The organism is Tardiphaga sp. 709 (assembly GCF_032401055.1).
In the GTDB taxonomy this organism is placed as follows: Bacteria; Pseudomonadota; Alphaproteobacteria; order Rhizobiales; family Xanthobacteraceae; genus Tardiphaga.
Map to the genome: position 1 here is coordinate 23,235 of NZ_CP135529.1, position 15,914 is coordinate 39,148.

Annotated in this window: 19 protein-coding genes and 1 tRNA gene; 17 read left to right on the forward strand and 3 right to left on the reverse strand. The window is 61.5% G+C overall.

Annotated features, from left to right (window positions below):
* Window positions 1-55: 55 nt before the first annotated feature.
* Window positions 56-1,315, reverse strand: a complete 1,260-nt coding sequence (gene pepT, locus RSO67_RS00130; RefSeq protein ID WP_315841844.1) for a peptidase T — start codon at window positions 1,313-1,315, stop codon at window positions 56-58.
* Between the two features lie 98 nt (window positions 1,316-1,413).
* Window positions 1,414-1,734 (reverse strand): HU family DNA-binding protein, encoded by a 321-nt coding sequence (locus tag RSO67_RS00135; RefSeq protein ID WP_068730898.1) that lies wholly within the window; start codon window positions 1,732-1,734, stop codon window positions 1,414-1,416.
* Window positions 1,735-1,989: 255 nt separating this feature from the next.
* Between RSO67_RS00135 and RSO67_RS00140 the strand changes: the two genes are divergently transcribed.
* Window positions 1,990-2,066, forward strand: a tRNA-Asp gene (locus RSO67_RS00140).
* A 109-nt stretch (window positions 2,067-2,175) separates the two neighbouring features.
* Here RSO67_RS00140 and RSO67_RS00145 read toward each other — a convergent pair.
* On the reverse strand, window positions 2,176-2,451 hold the full coding sequence (locus tag RSO67_RS00145; RefSeq protein ID WP_315841845.1) for a DUF3072 domain-containing protein: 276 nt from the start codon (window positions 2,449-2,451) through the stop codon (window positions 2,176-2,178).
* 74 nt (window positions 2,452-2,525) lie between these two features.
* Here RSO67_RS00145 and RSO67_RS00150 point away from each other — a divergent pair, with 74 nt between their 5' ends.
* The 16 genes from RSO67_RS00150 (at window position 2,526) to nuoL (ending at window position 15,903) form a co-directional block, all read left to right on the forward strand.
* Window positions 2,526-2,717 (forward strand): hypothetical protein, encoded by a 192-nt coding sequence (locus tag RSO67_RS00150; protein WP_315841846.1) that lies wholly within the window; start codon window positions 2,526-2,528, stop codon window positions 2,715-2,717.
* A complete protein-coding gene (locus RSO67_RS00155) occupies window positions 2,705-2,914 on the forward strand; it encodes a hypothetical protein (protein ID WP_315841847.1) in 210 nt (69 codons plus the stop codon). The genes RSO67_RS00150 and RSO67_RS00155 overlap by 13 nt, the downstream gene beginning before the upstream one ends.
* Window positions 2,915-3,145: 231 nt before the next feature.
* A complete protein-coding gene (locus RSO67_RS00160; protein ID WP_068730894.1) occupies window positions 3,146-3,511 on the forward strand; it encodes an NADH-quinone oxidoreductase subunit A in 366 nt (121 codons plus the stop codon).
* The gene (locus tag RSO67_RS00165) at window positions 3,502-4,089 is read left to right on the forward strand and encodes a NuoB/complex I 20 kDa subunit family protein (RefSeq protein WP_410001793.1); all 588 of its coding nucleotides are present in this window, start codon (window positions 3,502-3,504) and stop codon (window positions 4,087-4,089) included. Before RSO67_RS00160 ends, RSO67_RS00165 begins: the two co-directional genes overlap by 10 nt.
* 26 nt (window positions 4,090-4,115) lie before the next feature.
* Window positions 4,116-4,730, forward strand: coding sequence for an NADH-quinone oxidoreductase subunit C (locus tag RSO67_RS00170; protein ID WP_315841848.1), 615 nt, complete (start codon window positions 4,116-4,118; stop codon window positions 4,728-4,730).
* Window positions 4,727-5,920, forward strand: coding sequence for an NADH-quinone oxidoreductase subunit D (locus RSO67_RS00175; RefSeq protein ID WP_315841849.1), 1,194 nt, complete (start codon window positions 4,727-4,729; stop codon window positions 5,918-5,920). Before RSO67_RS00170 ends, RSO67_RS00175 begins: the two co-directional genes overlap by 4 nt.
* Entirely contained in the window at window positions 5,917-6,885 is a 969-nt protein-coding gene (locus RSO67_RS00180; protein ID WP_315841850.1) for an FkbM family methyltransferase, read from the forward strand. The genes RSO67_RS00175 and RSO67_RS00180 overlap by 4 nt, the downstream gene beginning before the upstream one ends.
* A gap of 10 nt (window positions 6,886-6,895) precedes the next feature.
* A complete protein-coding gene (gene nuoE, locus RSO67_RS00185) occupies window positions 6,896-7,702 on the forward strand; it encodes an NADH-quinone oxidoreductase subunit NuoE (protein ID WP_315841851.1) in 807 nt (268 codons plus the stop codon).
* Complete coding sequence (locus RSO67_RS00190) at window positions 7,699-7,914, forward strand: hypothetical protein (protein WP_115028619.1); 216 nt, start codon at window positions 7,699-7,701, stop codon at window positions 7,912-7,914. The genes nuoE and RSO67_RS00190 overlap by 4 nt, the downstream gene beginning before the upstream one ends.
* A gap of 11 nt (window positions 7,915-7,925) precedes the next feature.
* Window positions 7,926-9,251, forward strand: coding sequence for an NADH-quinone oxidoreductase subunit NuoF (nuoF, locus tag RSO67_RS00195; protein ID WP_068730888.1), 1,326 nt, complete (start codon window positions 7,926-7,928; stop codon window positions 9,249-9,251).
* An 11-nt stretch (window positions 9,252-9,262) separates the two neighbouring features.
* Window positions 9,263-11,332 carry an NADH-quinone oxidoreductase subunit NuoG gene (gene nuoG, locus RSO67_RS00200; protein WP_315844394.1) on the forward strand — a complete coding sequence of 690 codons (2,070 nt, stop codon included), beginning with the start codon at window positions 9,263-9,265 and terminating at the stop codon, window positions 11,330-11,332.
* Between the two features lie 4 nt (window positions 11,333-11,336).
* Entirely contained in the window at window positions 11,337-12,362 is a 1,026-nt protein-coding gene (gene nuoH / locus RSO67_RS00205; RefSeq protein ID WP_089264558.1) for an NADH-quinone oxidoreductase subunit NuoH, read from the forward strand.
* Window positions 12,363-12,369: 7 nt separating this feature from the next.
* A complete protein-coding gene (gene nuoI, locus RSO67_RS00210; RefSeq protein ID WP_089264557.1) occupies window positions 12,370-12,858 on the forward strand; it encodes an NADH-quinone oxidoreductase subunit NuoI in 489 nt (162 codons plus the stop codon).
* A gap of 9 nt (window positions 12,859-12,867) precedes the next feature.
* A complete protein-coding gene (locus RSO67_RS00215) occupies window positions 12,868-13,506 on the forward strand; it encodes an NADH-quinone oxidoreductase subunit J (protein WP_068730884.1) in 639 nt (212 codons plus the stop codon).
* Window positions 13,503-13,811 carry an NADH-quinone oxidoreductase subunit NuoK gene (nuoK, locus tag RSO67_RS00220; protein WP_068730883.1) on the forward strand — a complete coding sequence of 103 codons (309 nt, stop codon included), beginning with the start codon at window positions 13,503-13,505 and terminating at the stop codon, window positions 13,809-13,811. Before RSO67_RS00215 ends, nuoK begins: the two co-directional genes overlap by 4 nt.
* 7 nt (window positions 13,812-13,818) lie before the next feature.
* Window positions 13,819-15,903 carry an NADH-quinone oxidoreductase subunit L gene (nuoL, locus tag RSO67_RS00225; protein ID WP_315841852.1) on the forward strand — a complete coding sequence of 695 codons (2,085 nt, stop codon included), beginning with the start codon at window positions 13,819-13,821 and terminating at the stop codon, window positions 15,901-15,903.
* Window positions 15,904-15,914: the final 11 nt, after the last annotated feature.

The following is a 15,914-nucleotide window of genomic DNA, read 5'->3' on the forward strand; positions in this document are numbered from 1 at the left end:
CTGCCGGAACGGCCGTCCATCGCTGCTTTGTGCAGCGAATGGTTCTTTGTTACCACTACGCCCGTTCTTCCCAGATCATCGCCAGATGCACGATGGTCTGCACGGCTTTTTCCATGTCCTGGACGCTGACCCATTCGGTACGGCCATGGAAGGCGTGTTCGCCGGCGAAGATGTTGGGGCAGGGCAGGCCCATGAAGGACAGCCGCGATCCGTCGGTGCCGCCGCGGATGCTGCTGCGGACGGGTTTGAGCCCGGCGCGCTGGATCGCTTCCACGGCGTATTCGACCATGTGCGGGTAGCGGTCGATCACCTGCTTCATGTTGCGGTATTGCTGCTTGATCTCGAGCGTCGCTGTCGAGTGCGGATAGGCCGTCATCACGTCGTCGACGATGGATTGCAGCAGCGCTTCCTTCTCCGCAAGGCCGTCATCTGTGAAGTCGCGCACGATCAGACTGAGCGTCGCTTTTTCAAGCGCGCCGGAAATGCCGATCGGATGCAGGAAGCCTTGCTTGCCGTCGGTGGTCTCAGGCGAACAGGTGTCTTTCGGCAGTCGCTCGACGATTGCGGCGGCGATCTTGATGGCGTGCTCCATCTTGCCCTTGGCAAAGCCGGGATGTGCGCTGACGCCTTCGATGGTGATGACGGCACCGTCGGCCGAGAAAGTCTCGTCTTCGACGTAGCCGGCGGTCTCGCCATCCATGGTGTAGGCGAAGTCGGCGCCCAGCTTTGTCAGGTCGACCTTGTCGACGCCGCGGCCGATCTCTTCATCGGGCGTGAACAGGATCTTGATGGTGCCGTGCCTGATCTGTGGATTGGCAACCAGGAAACGTGCCGCGTCCATGATCTCGGCAAGGCCAGCCTTGTTGTCGGCGCCCAGCAAGGTGGTGCCGTCGGTGGTGATGATGTCATGGCCGATCTGGTCCTTCAGCGCCGGATTGTCGGCGACGCGGATGACCTGCGTTGTGTCCACCGGCAGCACGATATCGCCGCCCCGATAGTTCTTGACGATCTGGGGTTTGACATCCTTGCCGCTGCAGTCGGGCGAGGTGTCCATATGCGAGCAGAAACATATCACCGGCACCTTCTTGTCCGATGTCGCGGGGATCGTCGCATAGACATAGCCATGCTCGTCGAGATGCGCGTCCCTGAGCCCCAGGTCCCGCAGCTCCTGCGCGAGTACGCGGCCGAGATCCTTCTGCTTTTCGGTCGATGGGCAGGTGGGGGAGGTAGGGTCGGACTGAGTGTCGATCACTACATAGCGCAGGAAGCACGCAGTCACGTCATGGGCGAAATCGAAGGGGGGAGTTGCTGTCAAAGGTCACCATCTGATTGCAGAAGTCCTCACAGCTTAGAAGTTTCATTCCGGGCCGTCACGAGGACGCGGCCCGGAATGAGATCAGTTCAAGCGGTCGATCAGACGGCTTCCTTGAGTTCCTTGGCCGGCCGGAACGCGACCTTCTTGCTGGCTGCGATCTCGATCTGCTCGCCGGTCGCCGGGTTGCGACCCATGCGGGCGGCGCGCTTGCGGACCTGAAGGATGCCAAGGCCGACGATGCGGATACGCTCGCCATTCTTGAGATGGTTGGTGATGCGCTCCACCATGTCACCGAGGATTTCTTCGGCCTTCTTCTTCGACAGCTCGTGATCTTCAGCCAGGGCCGCGGCGAGATGCTTCAGCGTGATGGTGGGAGGAGTGGCCGCTTTCGCGGCGGTGGTGGTTGCAGCTTTTGCCATGAATCTGGCCCTTCTCGTTGGTGGTCTGTCTTAAACCTGTGACGCAGCAGGGCTTAAACGATTCGGAGCGATGCCGCGCCGCTGTTTTGCCTGCAAACAGGGGCTTATTTGCATTTTCGGCCTTAAAACGGCCTTCTCGCAAAGCCTGCAACGACGCCTTCTTGTGATGTCCCCCGGAATGGTTCTGCAACGTCCTTGACTTCAAAAGGACGTCCCTTTATGTCCAGCCCCACTGCGGGATTGCAGACGATCCACGCGGGAGTAGCTCAGTTGGTTAGAGCGCTGCCCTGTCACGGCAGAGGTCGCGGGTTCGAGTCCCGTCTCTCGCGCCATTCCATCGGGAATGGCGAGATTCAGGTCCATCCGCGGTCGTCCCCACAAGTTTCCTCAACAGAACTATAGAGTTGTAGACGTCTCGCGCGGCATTTGACGTGCCAGCGCTCAGAACGAATCTGCCAACGCGATTTCCTGCTTCAGCGCCTCGATTCGCCGCGCGGCTTCAGCGCGCGTCAGATCCTTTTCGAATTGTTTGGGCTGATAGGCCTCGATCGCCAGCGATTTCAGCGTCAGCGCCTGGCCGCGGGTCATCGGGCCGGAGAGGCGATCCGGCAGGCTCTCATACGACGATACCGATGCCGCAATCGCGGGGACGACGATCTCACCGCGGGTGTTCAAAGCAGGGGTCTTCAAAGCCAGGGTCTTTAAAGCAGGGGTCATGGGAACCTCCAAAAATCCGATCTGGGTTGAAACAATGGCTTGTCAATTTGTTCTCTTTTTGTTCTATATCGCAAATGACCAAGCTCGCCAACCTGAATTTCAGAATCGCCCGGCTGCGCTACCAGATGAAAGGGGTGCAGTCGGATATCCGGCTGCTGACCAATGCCCAGCTGGATTGTGCCAATGCCGCCATGCGCCTGCGGCGGATGCAGGCCGATCTGCTGGCGCTCATCGCGGAGCGTGAGGTGCTGGCATGTCCGGCGTGAGCGAGCCGCCGCAGCTCAGGATCATCACATTGCGGGCGCAGATCGCCGAGCTCGGCGCGGCGATCCGTCTGTTGCGACAGGCGGGCATGGACAACGCCGCCGCGGAGTTGCTGCTGGCGCGGAAACGCGCCGAACTGGATGGCATGTTGTGGCAGGGAAGGAGCGCCAGGTCCGACCCGCCGACGGGCGAGGTTTGACGGTCCCGGCGGTTGGGAAGTCATGCCGGATTTTTGAGAATCTGCGGGAGGTTTGTCGCAGCCGGCGATGCATCGGCAAGGTTGCGTTTCAATCGTCGCGCCGCGCATGGCAGAGCATGAAACTGTCAACATCCCTTGTCTTGCATGGCTTGTTGCGCTGCGCTAAGCCTCAGAACCATTCCAATGTTCGAATCTGTGGCAAAGTCAGGGCCGCAGGAGTAAGGCTCGCCGATGAACGGCATCTTGCATAATTATCTCCCACTTGTGGTCTTTATCGGCATCGCATCCGTCATCGGTCTGGCCTTGCTGATCGCGCCATTTCTCGTCGCCTACCAGCAGCCAGATCCGGAAAAGCTGTCCGCCTATGAATGCGGATTCAACGCTTTTGACGATGCGCGCATGAAGTTCGATGTGCGGTTCTATCTGGTGGCGATTCTCTTCATCATCTTCGATCTGGAAGTCGCCTTTCTGTTTCCGTGGGCAGTGGCCTTCGGCAAGCTTGGCGCAACCGGCTTCTGGTCGATGATCGTGTTTCTCGGCGTGCTCACCATCGGTTTCGCCTACGAATGGAAGAAAGGCGCGCTCGAATGGGATTGAGCCCAGTCATAGCCTCGGCTCCCGCCATCGCGCAGGCGCCGAAAGGCATCATCGATCCGTCCACCGGCAAGCCGATCGGCGCGAACGATCCGTATTTTCTCGAGGTCAATGCCGAGCTGTCCGACAAGGGCTTCTTCGTCGCCGCGACCGACGACCTGATCACCTGGGCGCGCACCGGCTCGCTGATGTGGATGACCTTCGGTCTCGCCTGCTGCGCGGTTGAGATGATGCAGGTGTCGATGCCGCGTTACGACGTCGAGCGCTTCGGCTTCGCGCCGCGCGCGTCGCCGCGTCAGTCCGACGTGATGATCGTCGCCGGCACGCTGACCAACAAGATGGCCCCGGCGCTGCGCAAGGTCTATGACCAGATGCCGGAGCCGCGTTACGTCATCTCGATGGGCTCCTGCGCCAATGGCGGCGGCTACTATCACTACTCGTATTCGGTGGTTCGGGGCTGCGACCGTATCGTGCCGATCGACATTTATGTCCCGGGCTGCCCGCCCACCGCAGAAGCGCTTCTCTACGGCGTGCTGCTGCTGCAGAAGAAGATCCGCCGCACCGGCACGATTGAACGCTAAGACTCGCGAACGCTTAAGGCTTTGTCATGGACGATGTGAGGCTCGACACACTGGGTCAGACGATTGTCGGCGCCCTGCCGGGTGCCGCGCTCGCGCATGAGGTGGCGTTCGGCCAGCTGACGATTGCGGTGGAAACATCGAAGATCGTCGAGGTCGCGCAGTTCCTGCGTGACGATCCGCGGTGCCGCTTCGTCAATTTTACCGATGCGACGGCCGTCGACTATCCCGGTCGCGAAAAGCGCTTCGACGTTGTCTATCATCTGATGTCGCCGACATTGAATGCGCGCATCCGTCTGAAGGCGATCGCATCCGAGACGACGCAGGTGCCGTCGATCATCTCAGTGTTTCCCGGCGCCGACTGGTTCGAGCGCGAAGCCTATGACCTCTATGGCGTGATCTTTGTCGGTCATCCCGACATGCGCCGTCTGCTGACCGATTACGGTTTCGACGGCCATCCACTGCGCAAGGACTTCCCGCTCACAGGCTTCGTCGAAGTTCGCTACGACGACCAGGAGAAGCGGGTGGTGTACGAGCCGGTCCGGCTCAATCAGGAATTCCGCAAGTTCGATTTCCTCTCGCCCTGGGAAGGCGCGGATTATCCCGTGCTGCCCGGTGACGAGAAGGCAGAGGTCAAGCCATGACCGAACAACCCAACGTTCGCAATTTCACGATCAACTTCGGACCGCAGCATCCGGCCGCGCACGGCGTGCTCCGCCTTGTGCTGGAACTCGACGGTGAAGTCGTCGAGCGCGTCGATCCGCATATCGGCCTGCTTCACCGCGGCACCGAGAAGCTGATCGAGCAGAAGACCTATCTGCAGGCGATCCCGTATTTCGACCGGCTCGATTACGTCGCGCCGATGAACCAGGAACACGCGTTCTGTCTGGCCGCCGAAAAGCTGCTCGGCGTCACCGTGCCGCGCCGCGGCCAGTTGATCCGCGTGCTGTATTCCGAAATCGGCCGCATCCTGTCGCATCTTCTCAACATCACCACGCAGGCGATGGACGTCGGCGCGCTGACCCCGCCGCTGTGGGGCTTCGAAGAGCGCGAAAAACTGATGGTGTTCTATGAGCGCGCCTCGGGCTCGCGCATGCATGCCGCGTTCTTCCGTATCGGCGGCGTGCATCAGGATCTGCCGCCCAAGCTGATCAACGATATCGATGCCTGGTGCGATGCCTTCCCGCAGGTGCTCGACGATCTCGAAACGCTGCTCACCGGCAATCGTATTTTCAAACAGCGCAACGTCGATATCGGCGTGGTGTCGCTGGAAGATGCCTGGAAGTGGGGCTTCTCCGGCGTGATGGTGCGTGGCTCGGGCGCTGCCTGGGATCTGCGCAAGTCGCAGCCTTATGAATGCTACGCCGAAATGGATTTCGACGTTCCGATCGGCAAGAACGGCGACTGCTACGATCGCTACTGTATTCGCGTCGAAGAGATGCGGCAGTCGACCAAGATCATGAAGCAGTGCATCGCCAAGATGCGCGCGCCGGACGGGCAGGGCGCCGTTGCGATCGAAGACAACAAGATTTTCCCGCCGCGTCGCGGCGAGATGAAGCGTTCGATGGAATCGCTGATCCATCACTTCAAGCTCTACACCGAAGGTTTTCGCGTGCCGGAAGGTGAGGTCTATGCGGCCGTCGAAGCGCCGAAGGGCGAATTTGGCGTCTATCTCGTATCCGACGGCACCAACAAACCCTACAAGTGCAAGATTCGCGCGCCGGGCTTTGCGCATCTGCAGGCTATGGACTTCATGTGCCGCGGCCATCTGCTCGCCGACGTCTCGGCCATTCTCGGTTCGCTCGACATCGTGTTTGGTGAGGTCGATCGGTGACGCTGGCGCCTCCCATCCAGTTTGACCGGGCGTCCGGCGTTCTCCAGAGCGTGAATCTCTGGGAACGTGCGATGGCCTGTGCGCTGGTGGTTGGCTCGAAGATCTCGTCGTCGTTCTCGCATCGCGGCTACAACATGTGCGCCAATCTGATGCGCAGGACTGTGTTGCCGGCGCGCGATCTCGTGGTGAAGCTGAATGCGGATGCGCTGTTCGCGTTCCCGTTCGGCGATGGTTACTGGAGCAAGTTGCTCAACCGCACGTTCTCCTATGAAGACGAGCTTGAGGTGTTGTTCCGGAACTCGATCGATGTCGATTACACGCTGCTCGATTGCGGCGCGAATTACGGATACTGGTCGGTGCTGGTGTCGAGCGCGCCGTTCGGCTCGCACAAGGCGATCGCCATCGAGCCCTCGTTCGACAATTTCGCCAAGCTCGCCAATAACGCCAAAATTAATGGTGACCGGTTCGACGTCATCAAATGCGCGATCGGCTCGCAGCGTGGCACGGCGCATCTGTCGGGCACCAAGCACGAAGCCTTCAGCATCGCCGGCGATCCGAATGCGGGCGGCGAGGAAGTACCGGTGATCTCGCTCGACAATCTGCTCGACGACGGCAAGGTGTCGATGTCGGGCAAATACCTGATCAAGCTCGACGTCGAAGGCGTCGAGATCGAGGCCATCAAGGGCGGCACGCGATTGCTGCAGGGCGACTCGGTCATCATGTGCGAAGAGCACGGCAATGACCCGCATCACACCGTCTCACGCTTTATCCTGGATCAAACGCCGCTCAAGCTGATCGTGCATGATCCCGCCACCAACCGTTTCGAAACCGTGACCGAGCTGTCGATCCTCGATCGCATCAAGGTGTCCACACATGTTGGCTACAACGTGTTTGGCACATCGAGTGCGTTCTGGCTCGACCGCATCAACAGCCTGAATGCGAGCGCGGCGCGCCGCACTCATTGAGAGACTAGACATGTCCGTCCGCCGTTTGGCTCCGAAAGAAGTTCAGCCCGCTTCATTTGAATTCACGCCCGAGAATCTGGCGTGGGCGAAAGAGCAGATCACTCATTATCCGCCCGGTCGCCAGGCATCGGCCGTGATCGCGATCCTGTGGCGTGCGCAGGAACAACAGGCTGGCTGGGTATCGGAAGCCGCGATCCGCGTCGTCGCCGACATGCTGGAAATGCCCTATATCCGCGTGCTCGAAGTCGCGACCTTCTATACCCAGTTCCAGCTGCAGCCGGTCGGCAAGAAGGCGCATATTCAGGTCTGCGGTACCACGCCTTGCATGCTGCGCGGCGCCGGCGATCTGATCGACGTCTGTCAGCATCGCATCCATCACGACCCGTTCCATCTGTCCGCGGATGGCGACTTCAGCTGGGAAGAGGTCGAGTGTCTCGGCGCCTGCGTCAACGCCCCGATGGCGATGATCTGGAGCGACACTTACGAAGATCTCACCAAAGAGAGCATGAACAAGCTGATCGACGGTTTCGCTGCCGGCACGCCGCCGAAGCCGGGTTCGCAGATCGGCCGTCAGTTTGCTGCGCCCGAAGGCGGCGCGCGCGTGATGACGAGCGGTGGCGCCGCCACTTACACGAAGGTTCTGGATATGCCGAAGGAACCTGCGCTCGCCGATGCCGAGCCGAAGAAGCAGACCGAGTCGGCCAATGTGCAGGAGCGCCCGGCGCCGAAGCCGCCGGCGGCCGACGCGACCAAGACCAATCCGCCGCAGGGTGGTGCTCCCAAGGAGCCGAAGACTCCCAAGGAGCCGAAGAAATGACGCGCGCGCTGTCGATGAAATTTGCAACGCTGTCGGGGGACGCGGCAATGAACAAGTGGCTCTACATCGCACTGCATACGATGGTCGCAGCTGCGTTCATTTTCTCGCTGCAGCGCTTCTTTTTGAACGCCACGCTTGAATCCAGTCTGTTGTGGGCCGTTGTGTTCGGCGGTTGCGCCGCGATGCTCGCCTACAAGCAATCCAATCGCTGATCGAGGAAGCCATGCTCGACGACAACGACCGCATCTTCCGCAATCTCTACGGCCTCGACGACTGGGGTCTGGCCGGCGCACGCCGCCGCGGCGGCTGGGATGGCACCAAGGCCATCATCGATAAGGGCCGTGACTGGATCGTCAACGAGATGAAGGCGTCGGGGTTGCGCGGCCGCGGCGGTGCAGGCTTCCCGACCGGCATGAAGTGGTCCTTCATGCCCAAGGACAATGCCGACGGCCGCCCGAGCTATCTCGTCGTCAATGCCGACGAGTCCGAGCCCGGCACCTGCAAGGACCGCGAGATCATGCGGCACGATCCGCATACGCTGGTCGAAGGCTGCCTGATCGCCGGCTGCGCCATGGGCGCCCATGTCGGTTACATCTATGTGCGCGGCGAATTCATTCGGGAGCGCGAGCACCTGCAGGCGGCGATCGATCAGGCCTATGAGGCCAATCTGATCGGCAAGAACAACATTCACGGCTTCCCGTTCGACCTCTATGTCGCGCACGGTGCCGGCGCCTATATCTGCGGCGAAGAGACTGCACTGCTCGAAAGCCTCGAAGGCAAGAAAGGCCAGCCGCGCCTGAAGCCGCCATTCCCGGCCAATGTCGGTCTCTACGGCTGCCCGACCACGGTGAACAATGTCGAGTCGATCGCTGTTGCGCCGGATATCCTGCGGCGCGGCGCGGCGTGGTTCGCCTCGATCGGCCGTCCGAACAATGTCGGCACCAAGCTTTACGGCATCTCCGGTCACGTCAACACGCCCTGCGTCGTCGAGGACGCGATGAGCATTCCGTTCCGTGAACTGATCGAGAAGCACGGCGGCGGCATTCGTGGCGGTTGGGACAATCTGCTGGCAATCATCCCGGGCGGCGCATCGTGCCCGTTGATCCCGGCTGCGGATTGCGAAGAACTCATCATGGATTTCGACGGCACCCGCGCGGTGAAGTCGTCATTCGGCACCGCCGGCGTCATCGTCATGGACAAGTCCACCGACGTGGTCGCGGCGATTGCCCGCATCAGCTACTTCTTCAAGCATGAGAGCTGCGGCCAGTGCACGCCGTGCCGCGAAGGCACCGGCTGGATGTGGCGCGTGCTGAGCCGCATGGTCGAGGGCCGCGCCCACAAGCGCGAGATCGACATGCTGCTCGAAGTCACCAAGCAGGTTGAAGGCCACACCATCTGCGCACTCGGCGATGCCGCCGCGTGGCCGGTGCAGGGCCTGATCCGCGCCTTCCGCCCGGAGATCGAACGCCGCATCGAAGAGTTCAGCCGCAAGGCGACGCTCGACGATCAGGGCATCCTCGATCCCGCGCATCTGGTCGCGGCGGAGTAGGGCGCATGGCTATGACGAAACTGATCATCGACGGCAAAGAGATCGAGGTTCCCGCGGAATACACGCTGCTGCAGGCGTGTGAAGCCGCCGGCGCCGAAATCCCACGCTTCTGCTACCACGAGCGCCTGTCGATCGCCGGCAACTGCCGCATGTGCCTGGTCGAAGTAAAGGGCGGACCGAAGCCGGTCGCGAGCTGCGCCTGGGGCGTGCGCGATTGCCGGCCTGGTCCCAAGGGAGAACCGCCGGAAATCTCGACCCGTTCGCCGATGGTCAAGAAGGCACGCGAAGGCGTGATGGAATTCCTGCTGATCAACCACCCGCTGGATTGCCCGATCTGCGATCAGGGCGGCGAGTGCGATCTGCAGGACCAGGCGATGGGTTACGGCGTCGACACGTCGCGCTTTGCCGAAAACAAGCGCGCCGTCGAGGACAAGTATCTCGGCGCGCTGGTCAAGACCTCGATGAACCGCTGTATCCAGTGCACGCGCTGCGTTCGTTTCGCCGCCGAAATCTGCGGCGTGCCGGAAATGGGCGCTACCGGTCGCGGCGAGGACATGGAAATCACCTCGTTCCTCGAGACGGCGCTGACCTCGGAGCTGCAGGGCAACCTCGTCGATATCTGCCCGGTCGGTGCGCTGACCTCGAAGCCTTACGCTTTCGCCGCGCGTCCGTGGGAGCTCGGCAAGACCCAGTCCATCGACGTCATGGACGCCGTCGGTTCGGCGATCCGCGTCGATACCCGTGGCCGCGAAGTGATGCGCATTCTGCCGCGCGTCAACGAGGCCGTGAACGAGGAATGGATCTCCGACAAGACGCGCCACATCGTCGATGGCCTGCGCACGCAGCGCCTCGATCGCCCGTATATCCGCGACAACGGCAAGCTGCGCGCTGCGACCTGGGCTGAAGCGTTCAGTGCCATCGCTGCGAAGGTTGCCGGCAGCAAGAAGATTGGCGCCATCGCCGGCGATCTCGCCGCCGTCGAGGAGATGTTCGCGCTGAAGCAACTGCTCGCAAGCATGGGTTCTGCCAATCTGGCGACCCAGAGCGCGGGCGCGTTCGATACGGCCACTGGCCGTGCGTCCTACATCTTCAACCCGACCATCGCCGGCATCGAGCAGGCCGATGCGCTGCTGATCGTGGGCGCCAACCCGCGCAAGGAAGCCGCCGTTCTCAACGCGCGCATTCGCAAGGCGTGGCGCACCGGTGCGTTGAAGGTCGGCGTGATCGGCGAGAAGGCCGATCTGACCTATCGCTACGACTATCTCGGCGCCGGCACGGACTCGCTGGCCGAACTCGCCGCCGGCAAGAACGCCTTCGCCGATGTGCTGAAGAACGCCAAGCATCCGATCGTGCTGGTTGGCGCCGGTGTAGCCGCACGTGCCGATGGCGCTGCGGTACTGGCGGCGGCTGCCAAGCTCGCTTCGGACTTCGGCGTCATCAAGGACGGCTGGAACGGCTTTGCGGTGCTGCAGACGGCGGCCTCGACGGTCGGCGCGCTCGATATCGGCTTCGCGCCGACGGCAGGCAGCCTGAGCCTCGCGCAGATGACGTCGGCCGGTTCGCTCGACGTGCTGTTCTCGCTCGGCGCCGACGACGTGAAAGTCGCCGACGGCACCTTCGTCGTCTATATCGGCACCCATGGTGATCGCGGCGCGCATCGCGCCGACGTGATCCTGCCGGGTGCGGCCTATACCGAGAAGTCCGGCATCTTCGTCAACACCGAAGGCCGCGTGCAGATGGCGGAGCGCGCCGGCTTCCCGCCGGGCGATGCCCGCGAGGACTGGGCGGTGATCCGCGCGCTGTCCGACGTGCTCGGCCACAAGCTGCCTTACGACTCGCTGGCTGCGCTGCGGCAGGCGATCTTCAAGGCTGCACCGCACCTGATGCGCATCGATCAGATCGAGACCGGCGACGCCGGTGCGATCAAGACCCTTGCGGGCAAGGGCGGCACCGTCGACAAGACACCGTTCAAGGCCTCCGTTGAGGACTTCTACCTGACCAACCCGATCGCGCGTGCGTCAGCCATCATGGCGGAATGCTCCCGCCTGGCTTCCGGCCAGATGCTGACGGCGGCGGAGTAAACCGATGGCTGAATTCTGGACAAGCACCCTGTGGCCGCTGATCATCATGGTCGCGCAGAGCCTCCTTGTGCTCGTGGTGCTCTTGATTGCGATTGCCTACATCCTGCTGGCTGACCGCAAGATCTGGGCAGCGGTACAGATCCGCCGTGGCCCCAACGTGGTCGGGCCATTCGGCCTGCTGCAATCCTTCGCGGACTTGCTGAAATTCGTATTGAAGGAGCCGGTTGTTCCTTCCAGCTCCAACAAGGGCGTGTTCCTGCTGGCGCCGCTGGTGTCCTGCGTGCTCGCGCTGGCGGCCTGGGCGGTGATCCCGATGGATCTCGGCTGGGTGATCTCCGACATCAATGTCGGTGTGCTCTATATTTTCGCGATCTCGTCGCTGTCGGTCTACGGCATCATCATGGCCGGCTGGTCGTCGAACTCGAAATATCCGTTCCTGTCGGCGCTGCGTGCCGCCGCGCAGATGGTGTCCTACGAAGTCTCGATCGGCTTCGTCATCATCACCGTCTTGCTCTGCGTCGGTTCGCTGAACCTGACGGCAATCGTCGCCGCGCAGGATTCGAAGTGGGGCATCCTCGGCTGGTACTGGATCCCGCTATTCCCGATGTTCGTGATCTTCTACGTCTCGGCGCTGGCTGAAACCAACCGTCCGCCCTTCGACCTCGTCGAAGCGGAATCGGAGCTGGTCGCGGGCTTCATGACCGAATACGGCTCGACCCCGTATCTGCTGTTCATGCTCGGCGAGTATGTTGCCATCGTCACCATGTGTGCGCTGGCCACGATCCTGTTCCTTGGCGGCTGGCTGTCGCCGATCCCGTTCGCGCCATTCACCTGGGTGCCAGGCATCATCTGGTTCGCCATCAAGGTGATGTTCATGTTCTTCCTGATTGCGATGGCGAAGGCGATCGTGCCGCGCTACCGCTACGACCAGCTGATGCGTCTGGGCTGGAAGGTGTTTCTGCCGCTGTCGTTGGCGTACGTCATCATCGTCGCTGCCGTGCTGCAATTCGGGGGGCTTGCTCCGAAATGAGGTCACTATGAATATCAGGGCAACAGCTCATTCGCTTCTGCTGGCGGAGTTCGTTTCGGCGTTCGTCCTCGCCATGCGGTATTTCTTCAAGCCGAAGCCGACGCTGAACTATCCGTTCGAGAAGGGGCCGATCTCGCCGCGTTTCCGTGGCGAGCATGCGCTGCGCCGCTATCCGAACGGTGAAGAGCGCTGCATCGCCTGCAAGCTCTGCGAAGCGGTGTGTCCGGCACAGGCCATCACCATCGAAGCCGGCCCGCGCCGCAACGATGGTACGCGTCGTACCGTGCGCTACGACATCGACATGGTGAAATGCATCTATTGCGGACTGTGCCAGGAGGCCTGTCCGGTGGATGCGATCGTCGAGGGACCGAACTTCGAGTTCGCCACCGAGACGCGTGAGGAACTCTATTATGACAAGGCGAAATTGCTCGCCAACGGCGACCGCTGGGAGCGCGAGATTGCGAAGTCAATCGAACTCGACGCGCCGTACCGGTAAGGTGACCAGATGATCCTTCCCGCACTGTTCTTCTATCTGTTCGCCAGCATCTGCGTGGCTTCCGCGGTCATGGTGATTGCCTCGCGCAATCCCGTGCATTCCGTGCTGTTCCTGATCCTGGCCTTCGTCAACGCCTCGGGCCTGTTCGTGCTGATGGGCGCCGAATTCCTGGCGATGCTGCTGATCGTCGTCTATGTCGGCGCCGTCGCGGTGCTGTTCCTGTTCGTCATCATGATGCTCGACGTCGACTTCACGCAGCTGCGCGAAGGCTTCATCCAGTATCTGCCGTTTGGTCTCGTGATCGGCGCGATCTTCCTTGCCGAATTGCTGCTGGTCGCAGGTGGCTGGGTGATGAACCCGAACGTCACCAAGTCGATCACGGCGGCCATCCCGACGAATGTGAGCAATACCGAGGCGCTCGGCCTCGTGCTCTATACGAAGTACATCCATTACTTCCAGTTGGCCGGTATGGTGCTGCTGGTGGCGATGATCGGCGCGATCGTGCTGACGCTGCGTCACAAGGTCAAAGTCCGGCGCCAGGACATCAATGTTCAGAACGCGCGCAATCCGGAACTGGCGATGGAAGTGCGCAAGGTCGCGACCGGGCAGGGCCTGCAGGACGCCGACGCGGGGAGCTGGGTCAAATGACGATCGGTCTCGGACACTATCTGGCGGTCGCAGCGATCCTGTTCACGCTGGGCATTCTCGGCATCTTCCTGAACCGCAAGAACATCATCGTCATCCTGATGTCGATCGAGCTGATCCTGCTCGCCGTCAACATCAACATGGTGGCGTTCTCGACCTTCCTCGGCGACATCGTCGGGCAGGTGTTCGCGCTGCTTGTGCTGACCGTGGCCGCTGCGGAAGCAGCGATCGGTCTCGCCGTGCTGGTGGTCTATTTCCGCAACCGCGGTTCGATCGCGGTTGAAGACGTCAATCTGATGAAGGGCTGAGCCAGTTATGATCCAGGCTCTTGTATTCCTGCCGCTGATCGGCGCGCTGATCGCAGGCTTCATCGCCATTCTGGGTGCGCATGGGCGTAACCCGAGCGGCGACGAGATGGACCATGCGCATGACGATCACGGTCACGGCGATGCCAGCGCGCATGCACATGCTGCGCATGGGCATGACGATCATGGTCACGATGATCACGACGACCATCACCACGTTGCCGAGCCGGCCGCGCTCGGCTCGCGTGCGGCCGAGCTGATCACCGCCGGTCTTCTGGTGGTGTCGGCGGTGCTGTCCTGGATGACCTTCGTCGATGTCGCCTTCATGCATCACGATGCCCGTATCGTGCTGCTGAACTGGATCAATTCAGGCGATCTGCAGCTGTCCTGGACGCTCCGCGTCGATACGCTGACCGCCGTGATGCTCGTCGTCGTCACCACGGTGTCGTCGCTCGTGCACATCTATTCGCTCGGCTATATGGAAGACGATCCGAACCGGCCGCGCTTCATGGCGTATCTGTCGCTGTTCACTTTCATGATGCTGATGCTGGTGACCGCGGATAACCTGCTGCAGCTGTTCTTCGGCTGGGAAGGCGTGGGTCTGGCCAGTTACCTGCTGATCGGTTTCTGGTTCAAGAAGCCCTCGGCCAATGCGGCGGCGATCGAGGCCTTCGTGGTCAACCGCGTCGGCGACTTCGGCTTCCTGCTCGGCATCTTCGCGCTATTCATGCTGGTTGGCTCGACCGATCTCGACACGATCTTCGCCAGCGCGCCCGGCCTGACCGGCAAGACGATCAACTTCTTCGGCTGGCACGCCGATGCGCTGACACTGACCTGTCTGCTGCTGTTCGTCGGCGCGATGGGCAAGTCGGCCCAGTTCCTGCTGCACACCTGGTTGCCGGACGCGATGGAAGGCCCGACGCCTGTGTCGGCGCTGATCCACGCGGCGACCATGGTCACCGCGGGCGTGTTCATGGTGGCGCGTATGTCACCGCTGTTCGAGCTCGCGCCGAATGCGCAGGCCGTCGTGATGCTGGTCGGCGCGACCACTGCATTCTTCGCCGCGACCATCGGTCTGGTGCAGAACGACATCAAGCGTATCGTCGCTTACTCGACCTGTTCGCAGCTCGGCTACATGTTCGTGGCGCTGGGGACGGGGGCTTACTCGGTCGCCATGTTCCACCTGTTCACGCACGCCTTCTTCAAGGCGCTGCTGTTCCTGGGCTCGGGCTCGGTGATCTACGCGATGCATCACGAGCAGGACATCCGCAAGATGGGTGGCCTGTGGAACAAGATCCCGTTCACTTATGCGATGATGACCATCGGTACGCTGGCGCTGACCGGCTTCCCGTTCACGGCCGGCTACTTCTCGAAGGACGCGATCATCGAAGCGGCTTACGCCTCGCACACCCAGTTCGCCTTCTACGGCTTCCTGATGACCGTGGTCGCGGCCTTGCTGACCTCGTTCTATTCGTGGCGTCTGGTGTTCAAGACGTTCCATGGCGTGCCGCATGACCAGAAACATTACGATGCAGCACATGAAGCGCCGCTGTGGATGCTGGTCCCGCTGGCCGTGCTGGGCATCGGATCGTTCGCCGCAGGCTTCCCGTTCAAGGAGCTCTTTGCTGGTCATCACGTCGGCGAGTTCTTCCGGGAATCGCTGAAGATGAACCCGCATATCATCGAGGAGATGCATCACATCCCGGGCTGGGTGCCCTATGTGCCGACCGTGATGATGGTGCTCGGTTTCCTGATTTCGTATCTGTTCTATGTTCGCAAGCCGTATTTGCCTGTCGAGCTCGCGAACCAGCATCCGCTGCTCTACAAGTTCCTGCTCAACAAGTGGTACTTCGACGAGCTTTACGAGATCATCTTCGTTCGCCCGGCCAAGTGGATCGGCCACTTCCTCTGGAAGAAGGGCGACGGCATGATCATCGACGGCCTCGGGCCTGATGGTGTCTCGTCCCGCGTGCTCGATATCACGCGCGGTGCGGTGAAGCTGCAGACCGGTTACCTCTATCACTATGCCTTCGCGATGCTGATCGGCGTCGCCGGGTTGATCACCTGGTTTATCTTCGGCCTGGGGGGCCAGTAACAATGGCGTCC